The organism is Ktedonospora formicarum (genome assembly GCF_016587355.1).
Taxonomy (GTDB): Bacteria; Chloroflexota; Ktedonobacteria; order Ktedonobacterales; family Ktedonobacteraceae; genus Ktedonobacter; species Ktedonobacter formicarum.
In genome coordinates, this window is the sequence record NZ_BNJF01000001.1 from 448389 (window position 1) to 469550 (window position 21162).

Consider the following 21162-nt stretch of genomic DNA (forward strand, 5'->3'; position numbering starts at 1 on the left):
ATACTATAGCAAATATCTGCGAAAAAATAAAGTTTCTTGGAAACAAACTTGACAAGACGGCCAGGCCACAGTATTATTGTTTCTAGGAAACAAAATGGTTTCAGAGAAACCATTTTGTTACAAAAGGCACCAGGCCTCGCCTCCTCAAGGGCCCGAGTCCAGTGCTTCACAACAGAAAGAGGGTAAACAACTATGCTTCGCACGCTCAACCGTTGGCAACATAAGCTTTTCTCCGCGTGCTTTCACCTGCCTGAAGACATGGAACCCCTGAAAAACCGTCCGTGGCAAAATCAGCCCTGGCAAAATCACCCTTTGCCGAACCACCCGCTGCCCGCTGCTCATGCCAGGGAACACCAGCCTCGGGTTCTCAAAGCGTGGCAGAAGAGCATTGGGAACTTCGTCGAACGGCATACTGCACAAAAATAGTCATGGGAGATCGAACAGAATATGCTCTACTATCAGCCGATAAAGAAAGGAAGCCCGTATGAAAGCCGCTGTACTCCATCATTTCGGGGATATCCCGCACTATGAGGATTTTCCCGATCCTACCCCTCTTGAGGAAGAGATACTGGCTCAGGTGAAGGCCGTAGCCCTGGAGAACTTTGATCGGGCTCTGGCAAAGGGGACACATTATGCCAATCACCAGTTACTCCCCACGCTGCCAGCGATTGTGGGGACCGATGGCATAGCGCTGCGCGAGGATGGTCAACTCATCGGCTTTGGGGGCTGCGGTCTCCTTATGGCTCGATGGCTGAAAAGGCGGTCTTTCCCAAAACCCATTGCGTCCCGATCCCTGAAGGCGTCGATGCTGCGACGGCGGCAACGGTTCCTGCATCGACGCTGACCGCATTGTTTGCGCTCAGGTGTGGGGCAAAGCTTCAACCGGATGAGACGGTCTTAATTCATGGCGCAACCGGTTTTGCGGGAAAACTGGCGATCCAGGTCGCTAGGTTACTTGGGGCACAGCGCGTCATTGGCACCGGGCGCAGCGCGGCACAGCTTGCGAAGCTTTGTGAGCTTGGCGCAGACGCGGTGATTGACCTCAAACAATCTGACGAAGCACTGGTAGAAGCCTTCAAACAGGAAGCCGGAGCATCAGGATACCAGGTGATCCTTGATTTTGTGTGGGGGCATCCAACGGAACTGCTCCTGGAAGCGCTTGTGCCCCGTGAACTCTCCTTTGCCCGACACCGCATTCGTTTCGTACAAATCGGAGAAATGGCCGGGCCAACCATTTCTCTGCCTGCACAGGCGCTGCGCACATCTGGACTCGAACTGCTGGGCGCTGGTTCCGGCATTACTCCTGAGGCTGTTGCTGAGGGAACGATCTTAGTGTGGGAATGGATCAAAGCGGGCAAGCTCCAGGCTGATATTGAGCAGGTGCCACTCAAAGACGTGGAAAGCGCTTGGAAGCGCACCGATGTTTATGGCAAGCGCATAGTCATTGTTCCCTGAGCCTCTACAGCGCGCATAAAGGCTGATGCGTGAGTGCCGTTCCCACAGACATGCGAGCTCGCCATCATCAGCCTGCTCAATGATGGCGAGCTCGCATGTCTCACTTTCCCCGACGCGGGCTGAACTGCGGAGAGGGCGCACAAGAGGAAGGAGAACACTCGTGAAAGCCTACTTACAACCGGCGTGCTCTGCCAATTGCCAATCGTTTTTCCTCTGCATGGAACTGATGATTCCTTTGAGATAGGCGAGTGTCCGACGCCGGGGTTCTGAACGAACAAAATGGGGAGCGATACGAGCATGGAGGAGTTGGAGTTCCTGTCCCCACCGCCAGACATCAAGAAATGGAGGTGAAAATCCCCCAAACCGAGGCGTTATTCCCTGCACATGATCGTGCGAGTAAAGGCGCGACGAGACGCTCGATCTGAGAAAAGCAGACCTGACAAAGGGAACAGACGCAACAAACAAGCATCGAAGGACGCCTCCTGGGCGAACAATCCTCCTGGCGAGTATTTCCTTAGGACTTTAACCGTTTCCAATGGCCTTCGGAGACCACTTCGACGATGCCATCAACCACTTGTATGGCGGTTTGATCGTCAATCGCGTAGGCTGGCACCGACATGCCTGCGGCCCATCTTTCGGCGTGAGTCAGGGTATTGTACGGCAGATCGGGATTGTCCAGGTGTGGAAAAATCGCAAAATCAACCAATCCCAGCGTTCTATCGCCTCCGGTGGGAGGCTCCCAGCCGACGAAGTCCTCCCCGATGTTGGGGGTCATCACCATGCTTCCGGCGCTCAGTCCCACATAGACCGTCTTGCTCTCAAGCTCCGGCAAGAGGTCGGTCAGTCCGGATTGCCGCATCCAGTAGCATAGATACAGGGGATCGCCACCGTTCACCAGCAGGACGTCAGTCTCCCGGACCATGGGGACCCAGAGCTCTTTATCGATGCTGGGCAACGCGGTAAGCTCCAGCACTCCCAAGGACTTCCATCCCAATTCGCACATGGGGGTTTCGGGTTCTTGTCCGCTGATGAATCGCCATGCGTTGAGGGCACCGCGGCGCTGGGCGTAGTTCGCAGTAGGGATGCAGAGGGCGCTGGACTCGGCAATTGGTTTGTCCAGTAGGCCGACCAGCGCGTTGTGGATGCTCGGATTTTTGATGCCAGCCGAGGTGAGAAGCAATTTCATGATGGTTCCTTTCCAATCCATGAAGAGCTGAACGTCTTTTCCAGTCCTATGACATGCAAGGCATTCTACCGCCTTACAAGGCAAAAAACTTCTCCTAGCTTGCTCTTTTCCGGCTTCGAGCCATATAATGGGTCGATGCTATCTCCATCAAAAAGAAGTGCGGCTGTGGTGCATCACTGAGGTTGGCACCACCGAGGTCGGCTTCGCTGAGGTTGGCATCACGAAAGTTGGCTTTAGAGAGGTTGGCACCACTGAGATCGGGTATGATAGATTGATTCGCCAGTCTCCATTGATTCCATGCCCCCCACTCCCTGTTTGAGAAGATCAACGAGTTCCTGATTTGCCATGACGTGCGCGCTCCCTGTTTCTTTGGTTCTTGCAAGACATAAACGGGCCTCTGTCCTTAGAGGCGTTATCGTCTTTTCACTATATCACAGGCAGATGGCTCAAAGCGACGTATTGTCCATCCACGCTTACGGGGAGAGCTGCTCACAGAGGTCGGAGCAGGTACCACCTGACTTTTTGCCCGAAAAAGGTTTGCCGTAAGGCACTCAGAGATACACAAACAGCAAACCATTGCTTCACCCACGGAAGCAAACATGTTTCCTTGTGCTTGTATCGCTCAGGAAAAGAGAACTTCCCCTTCAGGGGCATTACGCTCCGTGCTTTGCTGCTTGGACTGGCTTTTTACAAGAAAAACGGGATGGAGCGGTGCTTCCGTCTCAAACTCCTCCAGTGAAGAAGTCGGGGCGACGTTGTAATATTGTCGAATAAAAGAGGGAAAGCTGCCAAGATGTTCTTTCAGAACAAGTGCGGCCTCCTTGGTGGGTAACTCGGTCGCAGAGATCGTTTCTTTGTGATGACCCACCCTCAGAGTGGCTCCCTCTGCCGCCCGCAGATTGCGCACCCAATTGACAGCACCGAATGGAGCAGTGATCCAACGCTGACCGTTCTGTGTGACGATGGTCACCGGCGTGGTACGAAGCTGGCCGCTTTTGCGACCGCGTACTGTGAGCAGGGTCATACCACCCATGCTGATACCTACACGCAGCATGGTCCTGGTGATAAAGAGTCCCAGACGGAAAGTAAATGAGGGTTGATAGGTTTTTGCCATAAAATGCTCTCTTCTTTCTTGCTCGTCGTTCCGCTCGCGCGTTTTCCGCAGATATGCAGAGTGCTTTGAACAGAGATGATATCTCTTCCAGTCGTTTTTCTCATGTTGCCGTTAGACGAGATTGTCGTGGCGAGACCCGGTTTCAAGAGCAACATTGGAAATAATCTGGCGTAACTGTTCCAGGAGTATCTGTTGTTGCTCCAATGAGAAGCCATGAAAAGAACGTTCATTAAAAGCGATCACCACAGGGTTGAGCTGATGAACGATCTCGCTTCCTTCTGAGGTAAGGGAAAGCCGAACAATGCGGCGATCAATCTGGTCATGTACCCGTTCAATCAGACCATGCACCTCGAGTCGTTTCACAATGCCAGTTGCAACAGAAGCATCGATCCCAAGTTTCTGCGCGAGCACCCCAATAGGTAAGACCTGATAAGTGTCAATCCAGGCAAGCGCGGCCCATTGTGGAGGGGTAATGGTATACGGTTTTTCCAGGTGTTTGCACTGTCTCTGTAAGACCTCCGCAAAGGCGTTGGTGAGACTATGCATGACGAGGGCTACCCAAGAACCAAGCGTTTCATCTGGTCGCATTCCTCCTTAGCTCCTTTACAAGTGCTACTATTTGCCATAGAGATATTTTCTGTAGCAAATATCTCTATGGCAAATAGTAGCACGGATACAAACGCACGTCAAGTCGAGAAGGGGCGCTGACAAAAAACAGCAATGCGAAGGCGATGACAAAGTGACCGAATGTTGATAATACAGCTCCGGTTTGCCTTTGGGACAAGAGTTGTTGCTGGCAAGAATACTTATCGCGTAACAGAGAATCTCACTCAAACGAAGATTGTTGTTCTATTTTTTTCGCGGTTATGTTGTTTTTTTTCATGATCTCAATCGTAAAAGAGGCCATCTTCAAGCTCATTTCATTTCACGCTTACGTTAGGGCTCACACGCAGCTTGTTCAGGATCAGATAGCCGCAAGCGATGAGTGCGCTAACCACAAAACAGCTGCTCCACAAAGCTGTTGAGCCTACCTGTTCAAGGATCAGGCCACCCAGCGCGGGAGCGAGAAGCGAAGACAGCGCGCGAATGCTGCTGTAGATTCCCTGATACGAGCCGCGCAGGAGGGGCGGAGAGAGTTCTGCGATCAGCGCCAGTGCAATCGGATAGGAGAGAATTTCTCCAACGGTCCAAAACAGCACTCCCAGGATATAGCCAGCATACGTATGTAGCCAGATATAGAGGCCCATGCCCGTGCCCAACATCAGCGCGGCTATGGCCAGCGAAAGGTGCCGATTGACGCGCTGAAAAAGTGTGGTCAGCGGCAGGCTAACGAAAACGATCTGAACCGCGTTTACCGCCATTACCGTACCGAAAGCCAGCGTACTCATTCCATGTGCGTACATGTCAAGCGGCAGCGTAGTCGTCGATTGTACATAGACACAGTCGAACAGGAGCGCCAGCAACGCGTAGGACCAAAGCCAGGGATCGGTAAAAGCCTGGCGCAGAGGGAGTTTGGTGGGTGCTTTCCTCTCCAGCTGTTTTTTGACATGCAAACGGTTACTCTGACCCGTTTCAGGTACCCCGAACCAGATCAGCAGGCTAAAGCTGCAGGTTGTGAGCGCGTCTCCCAGAAAGAGGAGGAGATAGGAGATAGGGGCAATCAGCCCGGCGATGAGCGGTCCAATCGCGTTGCCAATGTTGTTCGCCCAATAGCGCAGGGCATAAGCTCGCGTATGCTCTTCTGGTGGCACCAGATCCGCTATGGCCGCCGAGGTCACAGGGCGAAAGAGCTCATTGAAGAACTGGTAGAGGATGGCGAGCGGAATAATCAGAGGCAGCGTCTGGGCGAAGCCGAGGGCCAGCATCAAGGTAGCTGTCGCGACCAGACTGAAGAGCAGCGTTACGCGTCGTCCAATTCTATCAGCCAGTATCCCTCCACAGACCCCTGCACCCAGCGAGCCAAGGCCCATCAGTGAGATGATGAGCGCCGCTGCACTGATAGACAGATGGTGAAAAGAGACCAGATACAACGTAAAGAAAGGCATGATAAAATTGCCAGCTTTGTTGATAAAGGAGCCAGTGACCAGGAACCAGAAAGGGCGCGAGAAGCGCTGGTTCTGCAAAAAAGTGGCAAGCCGCTTTGTGGACATGTCCAAAATGAAATCCTTTCAGAGATGTGCAGCGCGGCAATCGCACTGGAGGCGAGCCCCGTTGTGATCCCACGTCTGCTCAAGTTGCTCATTGTTTGGCAAAAAACAATCGATGTGTTAAGATTTTGCCAGCAACAGAGCAGACCTACCAGCAGCAGAAGAGACAGAAAGCATGCAGAAATTGCCATGTATACAATTGCGATCATTGCGTACGATGCAGTGAATCTTTTTCAATTGGGAGTAGCTACGGAAATTTTTGGGGTTGAACGCGCTGAATTGAAGGTACCCTGGTATCGGCTGCTCATTTGTGCCACAGAACCAGGGCCAGTTCGGACTTCTACCGGCCTTCTCCTGAACGCTCCCTACCACCTGGAGCATCTTGCGGAGGCAGATATGATCATTGTGCCCAGTTCTCCTCGTTTTCGTACCACGGCCGCGCCAGACGATTTGCTGGAGGCTTTGCGCACGGCTTATCAGCGTGGCACACGTGTGATCTCATTTTGCACAGGAGCCTTCCTCCTGGCTGCCGCAGGGTTGCTGGATGGGCGCCAGGCCACGACCCACTGGTCCTGGGCTGCGGAACTGGCTGCGCGCTATCCGAAAGTCCTGGTCAATCCCCGCGTGCTCTATGTCGATGATAGCCAGGTATTGACGGCTGCAGGAACGGCAGCAGCTATCGACCTATCTCTCTATATTGTGCGTCAGGATTACGGAGCTGAAATTGCCGCGGCTGTCGCGCGGCGGATGGTTGTGCCTCTCCATCGCGAGGGTGGACAGGCACAATATATCGAGACGCCCTTTCCCGACCTGGATGAGAACGACCCCTTTGGCGCGACCCTGGCGTGGATCGCGGCCCACCTCGACAGAGCGTTTACCATCAAACAACTGGCAGCCCAGGCCGCAATGAGCCAGCGAACCTTCGCGCGCCGTTTCAGCGCGACCCTGGGGATGACTCCCTATCAATGGATACTTCAGCAGCGCATTGTGCTGGCTCAGCGTCTTCTGGAAACGACCAACGAGTCCGTTGAGCAGATTGCGACGTGCTGTGGTTTTCATTCAGCGGCGACGCTACGCTTGCACTTCCAGCGTTTTCTGCGTATTTCACCACAGGCATATCGTCAGACTTTTCAGCAAAAACAAGGGGAGAGGCGCATAGAGTGCGCCCCTGATGGTACATGACATGAAAAGCGGATCTGACACACTCATAAGGTGTGTGGGAGGTGAGGCGTAAATACCTGAAATCGCTTGCATGCACAATTCGCGCCGCAATCAACCACAACGTTCAGCACCATGCTTCCATAAGAAACGCAAAATAGGTTCAGGTAGAGTGAATGAAACCTGTCGGCTATCTGGGATCATGAATTATTCTTGCTTGGGGATGCATGCCGAAAGTTGTGTAAAGAGGAATCTCTCAAAGAGAAGATTTTGAGCGGATGCTATCAAGTGCCTTCCTCTGCCTTGAGCAAGCGATGAATCGTCCTGAGCGGTTCCCACACACCTTGCTGGATATTTGCCAGCAGAACGACATTGAGATCCTGGTCAGGGTAATGACGAATCACCGCGCTTACCCCAGCATTGATTCCTCCTTTCTGCGCTAAGAGGACTTTTCCGGCACCATCAACAGCAAACTCTATCCCATATCCATACATACGATCCCAGCCCTCCAGCGTCCGATGGTAGCGCACCTGTGGAGTGAAAAATCTCGCCGTGGTCTGAGGAGAGAGCAAAGCGCCTGCTTTGAGCTTGCGAAAAAAGCAGTCCAGGTCGCTGGCAGTCACGTGCGCACCGCCATCGGGCGACCCGATGGGCGGGTAAGAATAGATATTTTTCTTCCAGGCCCGAATCGTCCCATCCTCATCGCGGAGCGGATCGCAACCCTCGGCGACATCGTCATACACCAGATCCATGCGGAAGAAATCGGAATGCAGCATCGAAGCTGCCATGAAGATGTGCTGGCGGACGTAGTCCCGATAGGACAGACCACTGGCCTTTTCGATGAGGAGGCCCAGCAACACATAGCCGCAGTTACAGTAGCGACACTCCTGACCAGGCGGAAAATTGGGGGCTTGTACGCAAATTGCGGGAGAAAATCGGCGGTCTTAGTGACAGCATAGTTCGCTCTGGTTTTCCAGATATCGGCGTAATCCTCGCCGTCCTCTTCCTCGGCATCATCCGCGATCCCTGAAGTATGGGTCAACAGGTGATACACGTTCACCTCGCGCGCGATGGTGGTATCCCGCAAGCCCAGGAAATCGATGGCCGAAGTATCGAAGGTAAAGAATCCTCGCTCAATCAGCTGCAAGATGGCGACGGATGTAAAAAGTTTGGTGACTGAAGCGGTATCGAAGCGCGTCGTGAGAGTATTGGGCGCTTTCCAGGAGCGACTGGCGTACCCATAGGCACCCGCGAACAACGGTGAATTGCCCCGCGTGATCAGGACGACTCCTGAAAAGGCATCTTGTCCCGTGCGTTGCTGGAAGTATCGCTCCAGTTCGTCTAGCAATATCATGGCAAACTGCTCCCTACATTCCAGGCGGTCATTCAAATCAGAGAGGTCGGCTCCTTTTATCTACCCACTGGCAATTGGTCCAGTCCCCCTCTTCTCAAAGAATCTACCATCCACCGAAAGTTTTCCCATTTTGATAAAAGGTACATGTCCATGATGGCCTTCTGCGCTGTAAGGTGTGAACAACCTTAACGTCACTCTGAGTATGCATGACACAGTGCAGCCCATGCCATACATACTCAGGAGCCTCACTACAATCTTTGGAGGCTATTTCCCTGGTCTAATTTTCTGGTCCTACTTCTTTGAAAATGAAGCTCGGCTTGCCAAAAACGTCAGCCAGCATTCATTATACGTACTGGCTTGTCAGCGAATGCCTGGCGCCAAGGAGTTCTCGTGGTGTCCCCTCGAAGATGACCATGCCGCCCTTATTTCCGCCTTCTGGACCCATATCAATGATCCAGTCGGCGTTGCGAATCACATCGAGATGGTGCTCAATCACAATCACGGTGTTGCCGCCATCGACCAGCCGGTTCATGATGGTAAGCAAACGACTGATGTCCGAGAGGTGCAGCCCTGTTGTTGGCTCATCCATGACATAGATGCTGCCTTGCTTGTGAAGTTCGCTAGCCAGTTTAATGCGTTGGCACTCGCCGCCTGAAAGCGTGCTTACGGGCTGACCGAGGGTCAGATAGTCCAGACCCACATCGCTTAAAGCCTGGAGTTTGAGCTGCACTTCTTTCATTTTCAAAAACTCCAGGGCCTGACGAACGGTCATGTTCAGCACGTCGGCAATGGACTTGCCATTCAAAGTATAGGCCAGCACGTCGTCCTTAAAACGCTTTCCCCCACACACTTCACATGGAAGCTTGACCCCCTCAAGAAAACCTAGGTCAGTATAGATCACACCGAGCCCCTGACAGTTGGGGCAGGCCCCCTTTGAGTTAAAGCTAAAGAGACCGGCATCAGCGTGGTTAGCCGTCGCAAAGGCTTTACGTACATCATCCATAATGCCGGTATAGGTCGCGGGATTGGAACGGCTGGATGTGCTCAGGGAGGTTTGGTCAATCACCACCGCTTCCTGGTGCTGGCGCAGAAAGGCTTCATTGATTAAAGAACTTTTGCCAGATCCAGCCACGCCGGTGACGACCGTCAGTACTCCGGTAGGAATATTTACACTGACATCCTTCAGATTATTCACTGTCGCATGGACAATCGGCAGAGCGCCAGTCGCCTGTCGGAATACTTCCTTAAGTGGTCTGGTATGTAGCAAATGGTTCCCGGTGAGGGTATCAGCTTCGAGCAGGCCGGTATAACTGCCTTCATACACCACCTGACCGCCCTCACTCCCAGCATAAGGTCCCATATCCACAATATAATCGGCCCGTTTGATGACATCGGGGTCATGCTCAACTACGATTACGGTATTGCCTTTATTACGTAATTTCTCCAGGAGTTCGTTCAAGCGATGGACATCGCGTGGGTGTAGCCCGATGCTTGGTTCGTCAAAGATGTACATTACATCCACAAGGCTTCCGTTGAGGTGCTTGACCATCTTGACGCGTTGTGATTCGCCTCCAGAGAGGGTGTCGGTGGGCCGATCCAGACTTAGATACTCCAAACCAATATCGATGAGATGCTGGAGCCGTTCAGTTAGGGTGCGCAGGATTGGAGCTGCCGCCCGATCTTCGAGTGTTTGCACCACTTCCAGCAATTCATCGACCTCCATCGCTGATAGCTCGGCGATATTGTATCCATTGATCTTGCAGTTCAGTGCCATTTGATTGAGCCGCCCCCCTTTACAGAGAGGGCAAGGGCCAAGCTTCAAAATAGGCTCAACTTGACGCCGGGTACGCTCTGACAGGGTTTGAATATCTCTCGTAATAAATTTTCGGTTGAACTTGTACACCAGACCTTCATAGGTGGCATTCATCTCCTGGTTTCCAATCGCCAGTTTGTATTTCCGTGGCTCGCTGTTAAGCAACAGGTCGAGTTCTTCCGCAGTGTAATCGGCAAGCTTCTTATCGTTATCGAACAGACCAGAACGCAGATAGAGATCACGTTCCCAGCCTGCCAATCCTGGTGCGATGACAGCTCCCTCGTTCAAGGATTTTGTTTTGTCGAGAAGGGCGTCCAGGTCAATTCCGATCTTGCGCCCAAGGCCGTTACATTCCAGGCACATGCCTTGAGGGTCGTTGAAGGAAAAGGCGTTTGCATAACCCGCGTAGGGTTTACCGAGCCGCGAAAAGAGCAGCCGCAGCAATGGCGCGATGTCAGTTGCTGTTCCAACTGTTGAAGATGACCCCCCGCCCAGGCGTTTCTGGTCCACAAGCACCGCCATGCTCAGGTTTTCAATCGCATCGGCGTCTGGTTGAGGATAGCGGGGCAGGAAGTTGCGCACAAACATGCTGAAATTCTCAAACAATAGTCGTTGCGCTTCGTTGGCTATAGTGTCAAAGACAATTGAGGATTTTCCTGAGCCAGACACACCAGTAAAAATGATAATTTGGCGCTTGGGCAACTTCAGAGAGACATCCTTGAGGTTGTTCTCGCGGGCACCACGAATCTCGATATATTCTTGAACCATGCTGATATAAGTTCCTCCGGATCTTTTCACCAGACGTTCCCTGGCTTCCGCTGTCCGAACGCCTTTGTTCAGGCCCTTCGCGTCGCCGCTTCTAGCTGTACAAAGGAGCAGTATATCACAGAAGGGTTGGCAAAACTTCTTCTCTTTTGCTCTCCAGTGCAATGCGGCACAGCAAGTCACAGAGATCCCTGCAGAAGAGGTGGTTTCCCAAGAAGCTATCCAGGGCCGTGATCCTGTTGGATCACAGTCACCGCAATAGTGTGACAGCCAAGCAGCTGTGGCGCGCGATTGCCCGTCTACAGCGGCTGGCACAAAGGTTGATCCCATGATAGAATAGCCACAAGACATGGACAGCATCATAGTTGGAAAGGAGGAAGCGATGCGAGCCTACTCCTTAGATTTGAGAGAACGAGTCGTCCGAGCGGTGGATCAGGGATACAATCGAGCTGAGATCAGCAAGCTGCTGGGCGTATCAAGCGCGACCATCAAGCGGTACCTCAAGTTGAGACGTGAGACCGGATACCTCCATCCGCGACCGATTCCTGGTCATCCTCCTTACAAAGGAAGTGATCGAGGCAAAGGGATGCCAGCTTCTCTTTTAGCCGAGCTATTCGCCGGACTTTTCGCCCATTGAAGAGATGTTTTCTAAAGTGAGGACCGTGCTGCGTCGGGTTGGGGCTCGCACGCGCAAAGCTCTGCACGAAGCCCCTGCCCAGGCGTTGCTCACCGTGAGCACGCACGATGCGCAGGACTGGTTTCAGCATTGTAGCTATCTCCCGCAAGCAGAAAGATAACCGTCTCAAAACCTGTCCCTCTTGACGGAAAAGCTGAGACAGAACGCAGAGGTTGTCTCATCACCGGAAGAAGGGGACTCATCCTTCGTATCCTATCTCAAAATCGGTCATTCAATGGATCAACCTTTGTGCCAGCCGCTGTAGGAGGCTAGCTCGACCGCAAGAGTGATGGTCCACCGGGATGGCAGATCTTATGGAAAGGATGGATGTGGGTCATGGATGTCTTGGAGGGCGTTCATCTTGCGACTCATCTTTACCCTTCATGATTTTTTACCCTTCATGATTTGTGTATAAGTTTCAGGCATGAATGACCGGGGATGAATGGCTCGTTCACTGTAAGGTGGTGTTCTTGTATTTGGTTGTATTTATCCCCATTGTAGAGGCTTTTGTTTGTATTTCAACTAAAGCAGTATCTAGTGTATCTAACATTTTAGATAGCTCTTTCAGGCTGTCTTTTTGTTGGCTTGTGGTGTCAAATTTTGCTAAGTCTGGCGCAATTTTTCTTGTAGTTGTTCGGCAAACAGTTACTAAGTTTACAATCTCATTGGACTTATTTTCCCACTTAAATGCTGTTTCTAGGCCTGTTAAGGTCGCTATTAATAATCCTGCAATAGCATAAGTTACAACATTTGCAATATTAGATGTGCCAAGAAGTTAGTTGGCAATTTCTTTGGTCGCGATAAATGCGCCCAGGAATATAACGGCGACTTTTGTCAATAATGAGAGTATTCTGTATGTTTGAGCTGATTTAGATAGGTTAATTGCAATTTCTTCAAGTTCGGAGACATGGCCATGTATTAGAGATCTTGTCCGGCTTTTTGCCATATCGTTTAAAGGCATTTGTTCCAATTTGCTCGCCTAAAGGGGTAAATTTTTGTTGCAAGTCCTGAGTATGCATAATGAACAGTACTCAAACAGAGTCTCCCGAGCCGTATTTTGCGAGACGCAGAAAGAAGTGCGTCTCGCCTTTCTGTTTCCTTCAGCGCGAGTAGTCCTGCTCCGCGGACGGAACGTCAATTTCGTGATCTGAGTTCGTGTTGGAGCGCTAATTCCACTGCCTGTAACTCAACTCGTGCATCCCCCAGTTGGCGGAGTGTTTTGACCAGATACTCCTGGAAGATCTGTTCATAGACAGATAATGTACTGAATTCGGGCATGAGCAACTGAGCCAGCGGCTCAATGACTTGTATCTCACCCAGGTTTCCAAGGGCTTCGAGCAAACGGAGTTGGAAATCATATGGATACATGGGCTTGGGATGAGGATTGAGCAGTTTGAGCAGTGGGTTGACCATACTCGCGTCACCCTGTCGAGCCAATGCAGCGAGTAAGGCCTGCTGAAAAGAACATTCCATAATAGTCTGAGGCTCAGGATACAGCAACGGCATAAGTCGCTTAACGATATGTTTGCCCTCAATCCGTTCCAAAGCGTCGATTACATCGCGTTGGAAATCGATACGCTCATCGAAAGGATCGTTGCTTTGATCATGAGGGGCGAGCAGGCTGAAAAGCAGTTCTGCTGCGCTACTTGCACGAAGGTGACCCAGCAATTGTATGATTGCCCTCTTATCTGGATAGAGCGATTGAAGGTGGAGCAAAGAATCTACTGCTCGCGCATCTCCCAGTCTGCCTAAGGCGAGCGTTGCTTGCAATGCGATGTCTGGTTCGGGAGCAGATAGTAATGCCAGCAATGGTTCAATAGCTCGTTGATCCTTCAATTCTTCCAGAGCAAGCGCCGCATGAAGTCTCACGTCTGGATCAGTGGCAGCGGTCAGCCCCAATAGTTGCTTTCCCGCTTCTTCACGGTCATGCCTCTGTTCAAAGCTGATTAATGCATGCATGACTCTTGATATTTTTGCATACATTTCCTGTTTTTTGTTACTGAGCATGCTTAGCAGTTGCTGTGTTATCCGAACGGAGAGTAATGATCTCACTATATGAACCGCTATAGGGCTCACCTGCTCCATTTGCTGGTTTTCATCCAGGAAGGAGAAAAATCGTTCCGCTTCCCAGTGGTCCCCTAAAATATCCAGCAGGCGATACACGGTCTGCTCATTATTCTCCTGGCGAAGCAAGTCCCCTATGAAGTCTGAAAACGGATTTCTGATAAACGTGCAGAGCAGTGGCTTTCCTGTGAAGGCTTCTTTACTCAAGCGAACCCCAACCGCCTCTGCAAGCGCAAACATGGCCCCAACAAAGTCATAATTATCGCTCTCAACATCCTCCAAAAATATCCCTGCCTGATGGAAGAGGGCCAGGACCCGAGGCGAAGCATCCTCAAATGGGGGAGCCAGGGTATCGAAACCAGCCGCGATGGTCCCATCCTCCCCATAGCAGAAGAATGTATCCGCATTGACACTGTGGTACACAGAGACTGCCACCGTTCCGGAAGAGACGGGGCACAATACTTCTGAACTTATACCCCTATATCCATTCTCCTCATAGGCAAAAGCCCACCCATTGCACTGACCAACCAGAATCACGTCTCCGAACAACCGTAGCTCCTCGAGCTCGTCCCAGTTATCGAACTGGGCCAGCCGTGTCTGGGAAAGATCGCCGCCGAAACGGCGCAAGAGTTCTGTTTCACCCAATCCTTGAGCGAATGTCATACAGTATGCCTCGTCGCAGTACTCCTGCACCCACAAAAGACCTTCAAGCATGCAAATACCTCCATGTGATGCTCTTTTATGCTCTCATTCTTCCAAAGAAAAAGGGAGGCGGTAATTATAAGAATCCGAGCGATGCATCCCTGCTCATTGATGGCAGGGATGCATCGCCGTTTCTTGAAAGGAGCAGGGGAGGGGCGGATCCTCGCAACAACGGATGTCGAGGCACTTGACGATAGGTCGCCATGCTACTATCCTATGGAACATATGACCTATACACAAAGCGCAGTGCACAGGAGAGATGGGATGATGATGCGTCAGGCAGCAAGCAACCACACACAAGCACCCACCATCCGCCCCCCACGTTCCTGCTGGAACTGCCCCTTGTGGTGAACGCCGGGCAGGCCAAGCGCCTGCGTGCCCATCTGGAAGCGGCCCGACAGCTCTACAATGCCATCCTTTCCCTCAGGCAAAGACGCCTGCGCCGCATGCGGGCCTCTTGCCAGGCAGGATCAGCCCGCTCCATTTCTCGCGCCCACAAGGGAGTGCGAGCGGCGGCGTTCTCCGCCTTGCGCACAGCTCATGGCTTCACCGAAGCCGCCCTGCATCAAGCGGTCAAAGGCTTGCGCGTGGGCTGGATCGCTGAACACATTGAGGCGGTACTCGCCCAAACCCTGGCGAGCCGCGCCTACCATGCTCTCAATCGTGTCTGCCTCGGCAACGCCAGGCAGGTGCGTTTCAAAAGCCGAGGACGCGGCTTCTGCAGCATCGAGAACAAGCGCAATGACACCGGTCTGCGCTTTGTCCTTATGAGGTGCTGGAGATGGTCCTGGAAACCGCAGCCAGCCAGCAGAGCGCGGAGGAGAGAGGATATGTCCGTCCACTTCTCCATGAACTGGTACTTGATGGGTTGTGTCTCAATGCTCTGAGACAACAGCGCTTCTGGAACAATGGAGCAAGTGCAGGCATGCTGGCGCATGGGTTGCTCTTTGTGGATCTCGACGAGGTTCTCTTCACCCCGCAGGAGTATGAGCAGTATCGTCGCCAGGTACTTGAGTGCGCTCTCGCGGGGCACTCTGGGAAAGAACCGCTCGATGATAGGGAAATGCACGCCTATCTCGCCTGGCTGGCTCTCCACTCTGAGGCAAGAGAAGCGTCTGAAGTGTCACTCTCACAACTCTCGCCACTTCTTTCCGACCTGTCCTCTCAACTCGCGGAACAGATTGATCGCCGACGTTTCAAGCTCTGTGCCTCCCAGCATCCGGGGTCTGGGGAAGAGGTCATCCGAGTGATAGAGCGCCAATATCCCGACAATGATTGGCTTCTATGGACCCAGGAACATGTCTCGCTCAGGCTTGGGGTCTATTATGCGCAAGAAGAGGAGTCAGATTCTTAGAATAACACATTTTTTCTTATGCTTGAAAAGTTGCGGAATTTAGTATCTATACAATCTGTCATTTATGCCCGATTCTTGTCCAATGTTGCGCTACAAGAGATAGCGCGAAGCTCTTTCTTGAGCTTTTCCTCACGCAAAAAACTTGCCGCACCCGCGCGAGCTTGGTCATGACGATTGCCCATAGATGCGACAAGAAGTTTTGCACGGAGAATGGTTCCTAGAAAAGGGACATGGTACGATAGAATCATTGAATGGACTGTGAATGGAAGAAACCCAAGATAGCTTTGGCAGGGGCCTCCTCGCGGTTGGGTGTTTTCTCTTCGATTACCCAACCGCCAGATCACCCAACATCAATGAAGATATGGGTGCAACACAGATTTTGCACATCGCTCGTTTCACCTATGAACAGGGCACTTCTGCTCAACGAACAAAGCTACCCCGTTCCAGATGTTACCAGTTTTGTGGACCTGCATCATTTGGGACGCAAAAGAGCAAACAGGCTTATACTTTCCTTCCCCTATGCTAGAGATCATGGATGTATGTGCCTCCTCATAACGGGGTGACACTGCAGCCAGGAGTATCGTGCGTTCCATGGGAATGGGCGCCTGTGGAGCAGGGGTAAGACTGGCGTATGGCTCGCACTCTGTGCTAACGCCAGAAACCGAACGCCAGCGATGGACAGGCCATTCGCTTGGCCTGTTTCGGAGAACGGAAATTCACTATCACCCTCTGGGTCTCCCAGAGAGTGATCTGATAGGTATACTTCCACTCATGGCTTCCTCTCCCTCAGATTTGGATGAAGAGAAACGCACGAGTTTCTAGAGTGTGAAGGAAGAAATACGCACTTATCTTCTCCTTTTGGATACTGTTTGCTCCCCCCAAAGCACATATCCTATTGTGTAAGGAGAAAGAGGCCTGAGGAACTGATAAAGAGAGTGCTTTCATCCGCTTAGATTGGTGTGATGGGCACTGCCTCACTCCTCACAGGATCACATCATTTCTCCACCAATGCGGGAAGCATGGGCTTTGAGCCGAAGAGGGGTTGGAGACATGAGAGGTTAATAGAAGAAACAGAGCAATTCAAAGCAGAAGGAATGAGAGAATTATGTCATTGCAATTTGGTTTGATCATCCCTCAGGGCTGGCAACTAGATCTGGCCGGCATTCCCGATCCAGTCATGGCGTACGAGTCGATGACCCGTGTTGCCCAAGTTGCGGAAGAGGTTGGTTTCGATTCGATCTGGTTATTCGATCATTTTCACACCTCTCCAACACTAACGCAGGAACTTACATTTGAATGCTGGACTAGCACGGCGGCGCTGGCACGTGACACAAAGCGAATACGTATTGGGCAGTTGGTAACATGTAACGGCTATCGTAACCCGGCATTGTTGGCCAAAATGGCGAGCACTGTTGATGTGCTTTCACATGGGCGTCTGGTTTTCGGCATTGGCGCAGGTTGGTATGAACATGAGTTTCGTGCTTATGGATATACTTACCCCGACACGCCTACTCGCCTCCGTTACTTACGTGAAGCGCTTCAGGTCATTCATGAAATGTGGAGCAAAGAAGAAGCATTTTTTGAAGGCAAGTATTATCAGGTACGTGGCGCAATCAATCAGCCAAAGGGAGTGCAGAAGCTCCATATCCCATTGCTGATTGGAGGAGCAGGTGAGCAAGTCACACTTAAGCTTGTTGCGCAATATGGTGATGCCTGCAATTTCAATGCACCGGATAGCGAGACCCTGAAGCACAAATTTGAGGTTCTTAAACGACACTGTGATGCTATTGGACGAGACTATAATGAGATTCATCGCACGGTGCTTTATGAGGTCATTATGGCTGATACGGACGAAGAGGCGCTGCAGAAGGCTTATCAAGGCAATATTCCCGATGAGCGCACACGCGAGAGGGATCTTGTTGGTTCTCCCTCAACAATTCGCCGACGCTTACAGGAGATCGAAGAAGCTGGTGCCCAGGAAGTCATTATCTTCTTAAAAGATTCTGTTCAACTCGATTCTGTCCGACGCTTCGCTGAAGCATGCATCAGGAAATAGGATATTGACTCTTTTGACAATTTCAAAACAGAAGGCTTTGTAGTTGGTAGGGGCGTTGCCCCAAGGACGTCTCTATCGCCATACTTTGTTGTAATTGTCGCACTTCCGCTCTTTAGTCGGATATTATAACTTGGGAGCGACTTTTTATGGCATGGCAATGGGTGCGACAAGTTTTTTTGCACATGGATGCACAATCACTTGAGGAACGCGAGATGAGTTGGCCGCTTGTCTTTTGAGATGAACCTCCTTCCACAATATGAAGGATAGGCCAAGTCGATTGCTCGTGTCATGCTTCATCTGTTTCTCGCGGAAGGCATTCGCTGTGAGCATCTATCCCGATGCGGAGAGCAACTATCCCAGTGCCAAGCATGCCACATGGTATGTGCTGGACCAGCTCGACCTCGACGACGAGGAGAAGGTTGAGTTGGCCGAGGAAGCCAGCAAACTGGGGAATCTGGAGGGCGTGCAAGCCCCGCTGACCAGCGACCAGAAGATCGGATTGGACGAGCTGGTTCCACTGGTCAAGTAAGCCAGGCAATCTCGCAACTCGGAGACCGAGGGGGAGATCCTCTTGTTCTTCCAGAAGGTCTCTCCGGAGGACAGGTTCCTGGTGTCCATCGCAACGGTGCTGACCCTCGCATCCCAGGGCGCCCTGTAGGAACCTCGTTCCCCTCAGGAAATAAGGAAGGCATTGAGCAAGAAGGAACGCGGGTGGACTCGCGACGTGCATACGCCAGCTAGGCATGTGTATGGCGCGGTCTGCTCGCGTTTTGTTGGTCTTGTCTGTTTCCCTTCGCTTTCTCTAGATCTCTTCTGTGTTTACCAGAATAATTTGCGATTTTTCGATACTATAACAGTTCTAGGATATATTTAGTGTTTATGCTTGCTTAGCGGAAAAGCCTCTTCTATAATAGAATGCAAGCAGAGAAACCCCTATGGGTCATCTGGAGACATTCCCATAGATCTCTCCCCTTGTTTTTGCATTTCCTTCAACGATATATCTTGAGACCATCGAGGTCCAGAATCAGACCATCATCATCCAACTTCATTCCACCTCGCCAAGTGCTCTTTGTCCACGATATGGGACGCCAGGCTCTCGGGTCCATAGCTGCTATGTGCGCACCATTGCCGATGTCGCGTTTGGCGGACGACGTCTTGTACTCAAGTTACGGGTGCGTAAGTGGATATGCCGTGAGGCATCCTGTCCCCAACACATTTTTGCCGAGCGTTTCCCAGAGTTCGTCCAGCGCTATGCTCGGATGACGGATCAGCTCATCAAGGCTCATCAAGCCCTAGGAGTGACTACCAATGGAGCCGGATCGCCTCGCCCCTTAGCATGCCTACCACTGCCAAAACCATCATTCGTCGCGTCTTGCAGCTTACCTTTTGTCGTCGGCTCGTCAAAGACTACGAATGCTTGCCGGAAAGGCAGCAAATGTTGGATCTATACTTCCAAAATCCGCATGCTCCTGCGTCGCCTCACACGAACCCCATCATGATGGCTTCAGATACAATTTCTAGCATCAACAACAGCAGCGTTGTTCATCTCAGCATATTGACATATGGCTATTTAGTACATATAATTGTTTCATGCAAACAAATAAACACGATGTTCAGGGACTTGTTGGCGCACTCATGCGAGTTGTTCATCTGCTTGGACGCAACCAGGGACGCGGCTTACGTGAAATGAAGCTAGATCCTACCGCCATTCGCATACTTGAATTTCTAGCTACCAATGGTCCGACACAACTTAAAACGCTAACGCAGGAAATGAGCCTGCTTCCTTCCTCTATTACACGCCATCTCCAGGGGTTGGAAAGCGCGGGCTATGCAACCGTTATCAACGATCCCGTTGATCGGCGCGCGCGTTTGGCGAGTATAACCGAGCGTGGGCAAGAAGAATGTCAACGTCTCAACCAGATAGGCATCACGATGTTTTCTGCTGTGATTGCTGATTGGAATCCAGAGGAAGTGCAGGTCTTTACCACATTATTAAAACGCCTGGCTGACCATATCTCTGGACCCCGTCTTAGTCAACAAGAATTACATGCTTACCTAGATCACACTCAAGAGTCGTAGGTGTCACTTCTTGAAAAGGTGATTTACAAAACATTTCGCGAGGTAATATCATGATGACCACACAACCATCTGATCGTAAGAATCCGCTTTTTGCTCAGGCTCGTGACTGGCTTTCTGGTAACGCACCTCTACTCACACTCTTACTTCTTGCTCCAATCATTGTTGATGTTCTCCCGGGATCAACTCGTCTCTCGGCGCTGGCTGGTCTCATTCCCGAAATCGTCACCTACGGTTTCGCCGCTATCTTGATTCGCTGGCTGGTACGTTCCCAAAGGCTCAGTATTGTTGCTCTCATTCTGCTTGGTATCGCCTATGCGCTCGCCGAGGAGTGTGTGTTTCTTCAGACCTCTCTTACTCCAACTTTTGTCCTCTCCGAGAATCATGTGTATGGGCGCACATTTGGAATTAGCTGGCTCTACTTGCTCTGGGCGCTTGGATATGAGTGCGTCTGGGCTATGCTGATTCCTATACAACTGGTTGACCTGCTCTTCCCCACTCGACGTGATGACCCCTGGTTTGGGAAACGCGGATTCTTGATTCTCTGTGTCCTCTTTGTACTGGGGGCGAGTTTGGCCTGGTACTACTGGACACAGAGAATCCTGGTCATTTTCACGCATGGCGCTTCTCCACAGCCCTCTCTACTCACTATCCTGGCGGCATTTCTTATGGTCGCTGTGATAGTGGGTATTTCGCTTCGCTTCAAGCGTATTTCTCGCTCTCAAGAACGGAAAATTCCGGCTCCCTGGTTTGTAGGGATTCTTGCCTTCCTGCTCGGCCTCATCTGGTATATTCCGCTCTTTCTTTACTATGGGCTAGCTCCAAATCTGCCATTTCTCATACCCCTGGTAAGTGGAAGCATCCTAGCAGTACTCGTCTTCTTCGTTTTCTATTACTGGTCTGCTAGCCTTGCCTGGTGCAGCAGGCATAGCCTCGCCTGTATCACTGGGGCACTTATTGCAAGTATGCTCGAAGGATTTATCACGCTCCCTACAGCGTCTACGCTCGATATTACTGGAAAGATTGTGCTCGATCTTCTGGCGCTTGTTGGCCTCTTTCTCCTGGCTCGTAAATACCCATCCGCTCGCCAGCAAAGGCAATCAATGTCCTCATCGGATGACAGCCTACCCGAGAATGAACCAGCACACAACTAGCCACACCTGGGCGTAATGAGACCATAGCGTCTGCTACAAACACCTTAGAGTTGACATCCTCCCCATGCTTGAAGGGCTAACGCTTATA

At 51.5% G+C, this 21162-nt stretch carries 20 protein-coding genes and 3 pseudogenes; 13 read left to right on the top strand and 10 right to left on the bottom strand.

The window, feature by feature from the left end; all coding sequences use genetic code 11:
- Positions 1-192 precede the first annotated feature (192 nt).
- Genes K3T82_RS02035 through K3T82_RS02045 form a run of 3 tightly spaced genes read left to right on the top strand, consistent with a single transcriptional unit; the run spans position 193 to position 1455 of the window.
- A complete protein-coding gene (locus tag K3T82_RS02035; protein ID WP_220191833.1) occupies positions 193-426 on the top strand; it encodes a hypothetical protein in 234 nt (77 codons plus the stop codon).
- 58 nt (positions 427-484) lie between these two features.
- Positions 485-844, top strand: a complete 360-nt coding sequence (locus K3T82_RS02040; RefSeq protein WP_220191834.1) for a hypothetical protein — start codon at positions 485-487, stop codon at positions 842-844.
- The gene (locus tag K3T82_RS02045; protein ID WP_220191835.1) at positions 748-1455 is read left to right on the top strand and encodes a quinone oxidoreductase family protein; all 708 of its coding nucleotides are present in this window, start codon (positions 748-750) and stop codon (positions 1453-1455) included. The genes K3T82_RS02040 and K3T82_RS02045 overlap by 97 nt, the downstream gene beginning before the upstream one ends.
- A gap of 177 nt (positions 1456-1632) precedes the next feature.
- On the opposite strand, the pseudogene K3T82_RS49780 reads toward K3T82_RS02045, so the two are convergent.
- From K3T82_RS49780 to K3T82_RS02070, 6 genes and pseudogenes are all read right to left on the bottom strand, one after another.
- A pseudogene (locus K3T82_RS49780) lies at positions 1633-1830 on the bottom strand (IS701 family transposase); the annotation flags it as partial.
- 139 nt (positions 1831-1969) lie between these two features.
- Positions 1970-2641: a Type 1 glutamine amidotransferase-like domain-containing protein gene (locus K3T82_RS02050; protein WP_220191836.1), complete on the bottom strand. Its 672-nt coding sequence runs from the start codon at positions 2639-2641 to the stop codon at positions 1970-1972.
- Positions 2642-2735: 94 nt separating this feature from the next.
- Positions 2736-2924: a pentapeptide repeat-containing protein gene (locus K3T82_RS49785; protein ID WP_420799285.1), complete on the bottom strand. Its 189-nt coding sequence runs from the start codon at positions 2922-2924 to the stop codon at positions 2736-2738.
- 339 nt (positions 2925-3263) lie between these two features.
- Positions 3264-3755 carry a nitroreductase family deazaflavin-dependent oxidoreductase gene (locus tag K3T82_RS02060; protein WP_220191838.1) on the bottom strand — a complete coding sequence of 164 codons (492 nt, stop codon included), beginning with the start codon at positions 3753-3755 and terminating at the stop codon, positions 3264-3266.
- 111 nt (positions 3756-3866) lie between these two features.
- Positions 3867-4343, bottom strand: coding sequence for a MarR family winged helix-turn-helix transcriptional regulator (locus K3T82_RS02065; protein ID WP_220191839.1), 477 nt, complete (start codon positions 4341-4343; stop codon positions 3867-3869).
- Positions 4344-4675: 332 nt separating this feature from the next.
- Positions 4676-5905, bottom strand: coding sequence for an MDR family MFS transporter (locus tag K3T82_RS02070; RefSeq protein ID WP_220191840.1), 1230 nt, complete (start codon positions 5903-5905; stop codon positions 4676-4678).
- Positions 5906-6091: 186 nt separating this feature from the next.
- Here K3T82_RS02070 and K3T82_RS02075 point away from each other — a divergent pair, with 186 nt between their 5' ends.
- Positions 6092-7084, top strand: a complete 993-nt coding sequence (locus K3T82_RS02075) for a helix-turn-helix domain-containing protein (protein WP_220191841.1) — start codon at positions 6092-6094, stop codon at positions 7082-7084.
- Positions 7085-7344: 260 nt separating this feature from the next.
- Here K3T82_RS02075 and K3T82_RS48950 read toward each other — a convergent pair whose 3' ends face one another.
- The 3 genes and pseudogenes from K3T82_RS48950 to K3T82_RS02090 form a co-directional block, all read right to left on the bottom strand.
- Entirely contained in the window at positions 7345-7920 is a 576-nt protein-coding gene (locus K3T82_RS48950; RefSeq protein ID WP_268886613.1) for a serine hydrolase domain-containing protein, read from the bottom strand.
- Positions 7921-8039: 119 nt separating this feature from the next.
- Positions 8040-8414: pseudogene (locus K3T82_RS48955) on the bottom strand (serine hydrolase domain-containing protein); the annotation flags it as partial.
- 343 nt (positions 8415-8757) lie between these two features.
- Positions 8758-10995: an ATP-binding cassette domain-containing protein gene (locus K3T82_RS02090; RefSeq protein WP_220191844.1), complete on the bottom strand. Its 2238-nt coding sequence runs from the start codon at positions 10993-10995 to the stop codon at positions 8758-8760.
- A gap of 379 nt (positions 10996-11374) precedes the next feature.
- Between K3T82_RS02090 and K3T82_RS47475 the strand changes: the two genes are divergently transcribed.
- Both K3T82_RS47475 and K3T82_RS47480 read left to right on the top strand, forming a co-directional pair.
- On the top strand, positions 11375-11629 hold the full coding sequence (locus tag K3T82_RS47475) for a helix-turn-helix domain-containing protein (RefSeq protein WP_236030955.1): 255 nt from the start codon (positions 11375-11377) through the stop codon (positions 11627-11629).
- A gap of 16 nt (positions 11630-11645) precedes the next feature.
- Entirely contained in the window at positions 11646-11789 is a 144-nt protein-coding gene (locus K3T82_RS47480; RefSeq protein WP_236030957.1) for a hypothetical protein, read from the top strand.
- A 1013-nt stretch (positions 11790-12802) separates the two neighbouring features.
- Here K3T82_RS47480 and K3T82_RS02100 read toward each other — a convergent pair.
- On the bottom strand, positions 12803-14446 hold the full coding sequence (locus K3T82_RS02100; protein ID WP_220191845.1) for a DUF6461 domain-containing protein: 1644 nt from the start codon (positions 14444-14446) through the stop codon (positions 12803-12805).
- Positions 14447-14751: 305 nt separating this feature from the next.
- Between K3T82_RS02100 and K3T82_RS02105 the strand changes: the two are divergent.
- The 7 genes and pseudogenes from K3T82_RS02105 to K3T82_RS02135 form a co-directional block, all read left to right on the top strand.
- Positions 14752-15201, top strand: a pseudogene (locus tag K3T82_RS02105) (hypothetical protein); the annotation flags it as partial.
- Between the two features lie 158 nt (positions 15202-15359).
- On the top strand, positions 15360-15788 hold the full coding sequence (locus K3T82_RS02110; RefSeq protein ID WP_220191846.1) for a hypothetical protein: 429 nt from the start codon (positions 15360-15362) through the stop codon (positions 15786-15788).
- A 1105-nt stretch (positions 15789-16893) separates the two neighbouring features.
- A complete protein-coding gene (locus tag K3T82_RS02115) occupies positions 16894-17844 on the top strand; it encodes an LLM class F420-dependent oxidoreductase (protein WP_220191847.1) in 951 nt (316 codons plus the stop codon).
- Between the two features lie 322 nt (positions 17845-18166).
- Positions 18167-18373, top strand: a complete 207-nt coding sequence (locus tag K3T82_RS02120) for a hypothetical protein (protein WP_220191848.1) — start codon at positions 18167-18169, stop codon at positions 18371-18373.
- A gap of 508 nt (positions 18374-18881) precedes the next feature.
- The gene (locus tag K3T82_RS02125; RefSeq protein ID WP_420799286.1) at positions 18882-19343 is read left to right on the top strand and encodes a transposase family protein; all 462 of its coding nucleotides are present in this window, start codon (positions 18882-18884) and stop codon (positions 19341-19343) included.
- A gap of 136 nt (positions 19344-19479) precedes the next feature.
- Entirely contained in the window at positions 19480-19923 is a 444-nt protein-coding gene (locus K3T82_RS02130) for a MarR family winged helix-turn-helix transcriptional regulator (RefSeq protein ID WP_220191849.1), read from the top strand.
- Positions 19924-19973: 50 nt separating this feature from the next.
- Entirely contained in the window at positions 19974-21074 is a 1101-nt protein-coding gene (locus K3T82_RS02135; RefSeq protein WP_220191850.1) for a hypothetical protein, read from the top strand.
- The last annotated feature ends 88 nt before the right edge of the window (positions 21075-21162 follow it).

Coding starts and splice junctions, on each gene's coding strand:
- K3T82_RS02075 (WP_220191841.1), top strand. CDS start 6,092: ATGTATACAATTGCGATCATTGCGTACGATGCAGTGAATCTTTTTCAA.
- K3T82_RS02035 (WP_220191833.1), top strand. CDS start 193: ATGCTTCGCACGCTCAACCGTTGGCAACATAAGCTTTTCTCCGCGTGC.
- K3T82_RS47475 (WP_236030955.1), top strand. CDS start 11,375: ATGCGAGCCTACTCCTTAGATTTGAGAGAACGAGTCGTCCGAGCGGTG.
- K3T82_RS02045 (WP_220191835.1), top strand. CDS start 748: ATGGCTGAAAAGGCGGTCTTTCCCAAAACCCATTGCGTCCCGATCCCT.
- K3T82_RS02110 (WP_220191846.1), top strand. CDS start 15,360: ATGCTGGCGCATGGGTTGCTCTTTGTGGATCTCGACGAGGTTCTCTTC.
- K3T82_RS02115 (WP_220191847.1), top strand. CDS start 16,894: ATGTCATTGCAATTTGGTTTGATCATCCCTCAGGGCTGGCAACTAGAT.
- K3T82_RS02065 (WP_220191839.1), bottom strand. CDS start 4,343: ATGCGACCAGATGAAACGCTTGGTTCTTGGGTAGCCCTCGTCATGCAT.
- K3T82_RS02090 (WP_220191844.1), bottom strand. CDS start 10,995: ATGGTTCAAGAATATATCGAGATTCGTGGTGCCCGCGAGAACAACCTC.
- K3T82_RS02050 (WP_220191836.1), bottom strand. CDS start 2,641: ATGAAATTGCTTCTCACCTCGGCTGGCATCAAAAATCCGAGCATCCAC.
- K3T82_RS02040 (WP_220191834.1), top strand. CDS start 485: ATGAAAGCCGCTGTACTCCATCATTTCGGGGATATCCCGCACTATGAG.
- K3T82_RS02100 (WP_220191845.1), bottom strand. CDS start 14,446: ATGCTTGAAGGTCTTTTGTGGGTGCAGGAGTACTGCGACGAGGCATAC.
- K3T82_RS02070 (WP_220191840.1), bottom strand. CDS start 5,905: ATGTCCACAAAGCGGCTTGCCACTTTTTTGCAGAACCAGCGCTTCTCG.
- K3T82_RS02135 (WP_220191850.1), top strand. CDS start 19,974: ATGATGACCACACAACCATCTGATCGTAAGAATCCGCTTTTTGCTCAG.
- K3T82_RS02060 (WP_220191838.1), bottom strand. CDS start 3,755: ATGGCAAAAACCTATCAACCCTCATTTACTTTCCGTCTGGGACTCTTT.
- K3T82_RS02130 (WP_220191849.1), top strand. CDS start 19,480: ATGCGAGTTGTTCATCTGCTTGGACGCAACCAGGGACGCGGCTTACGT.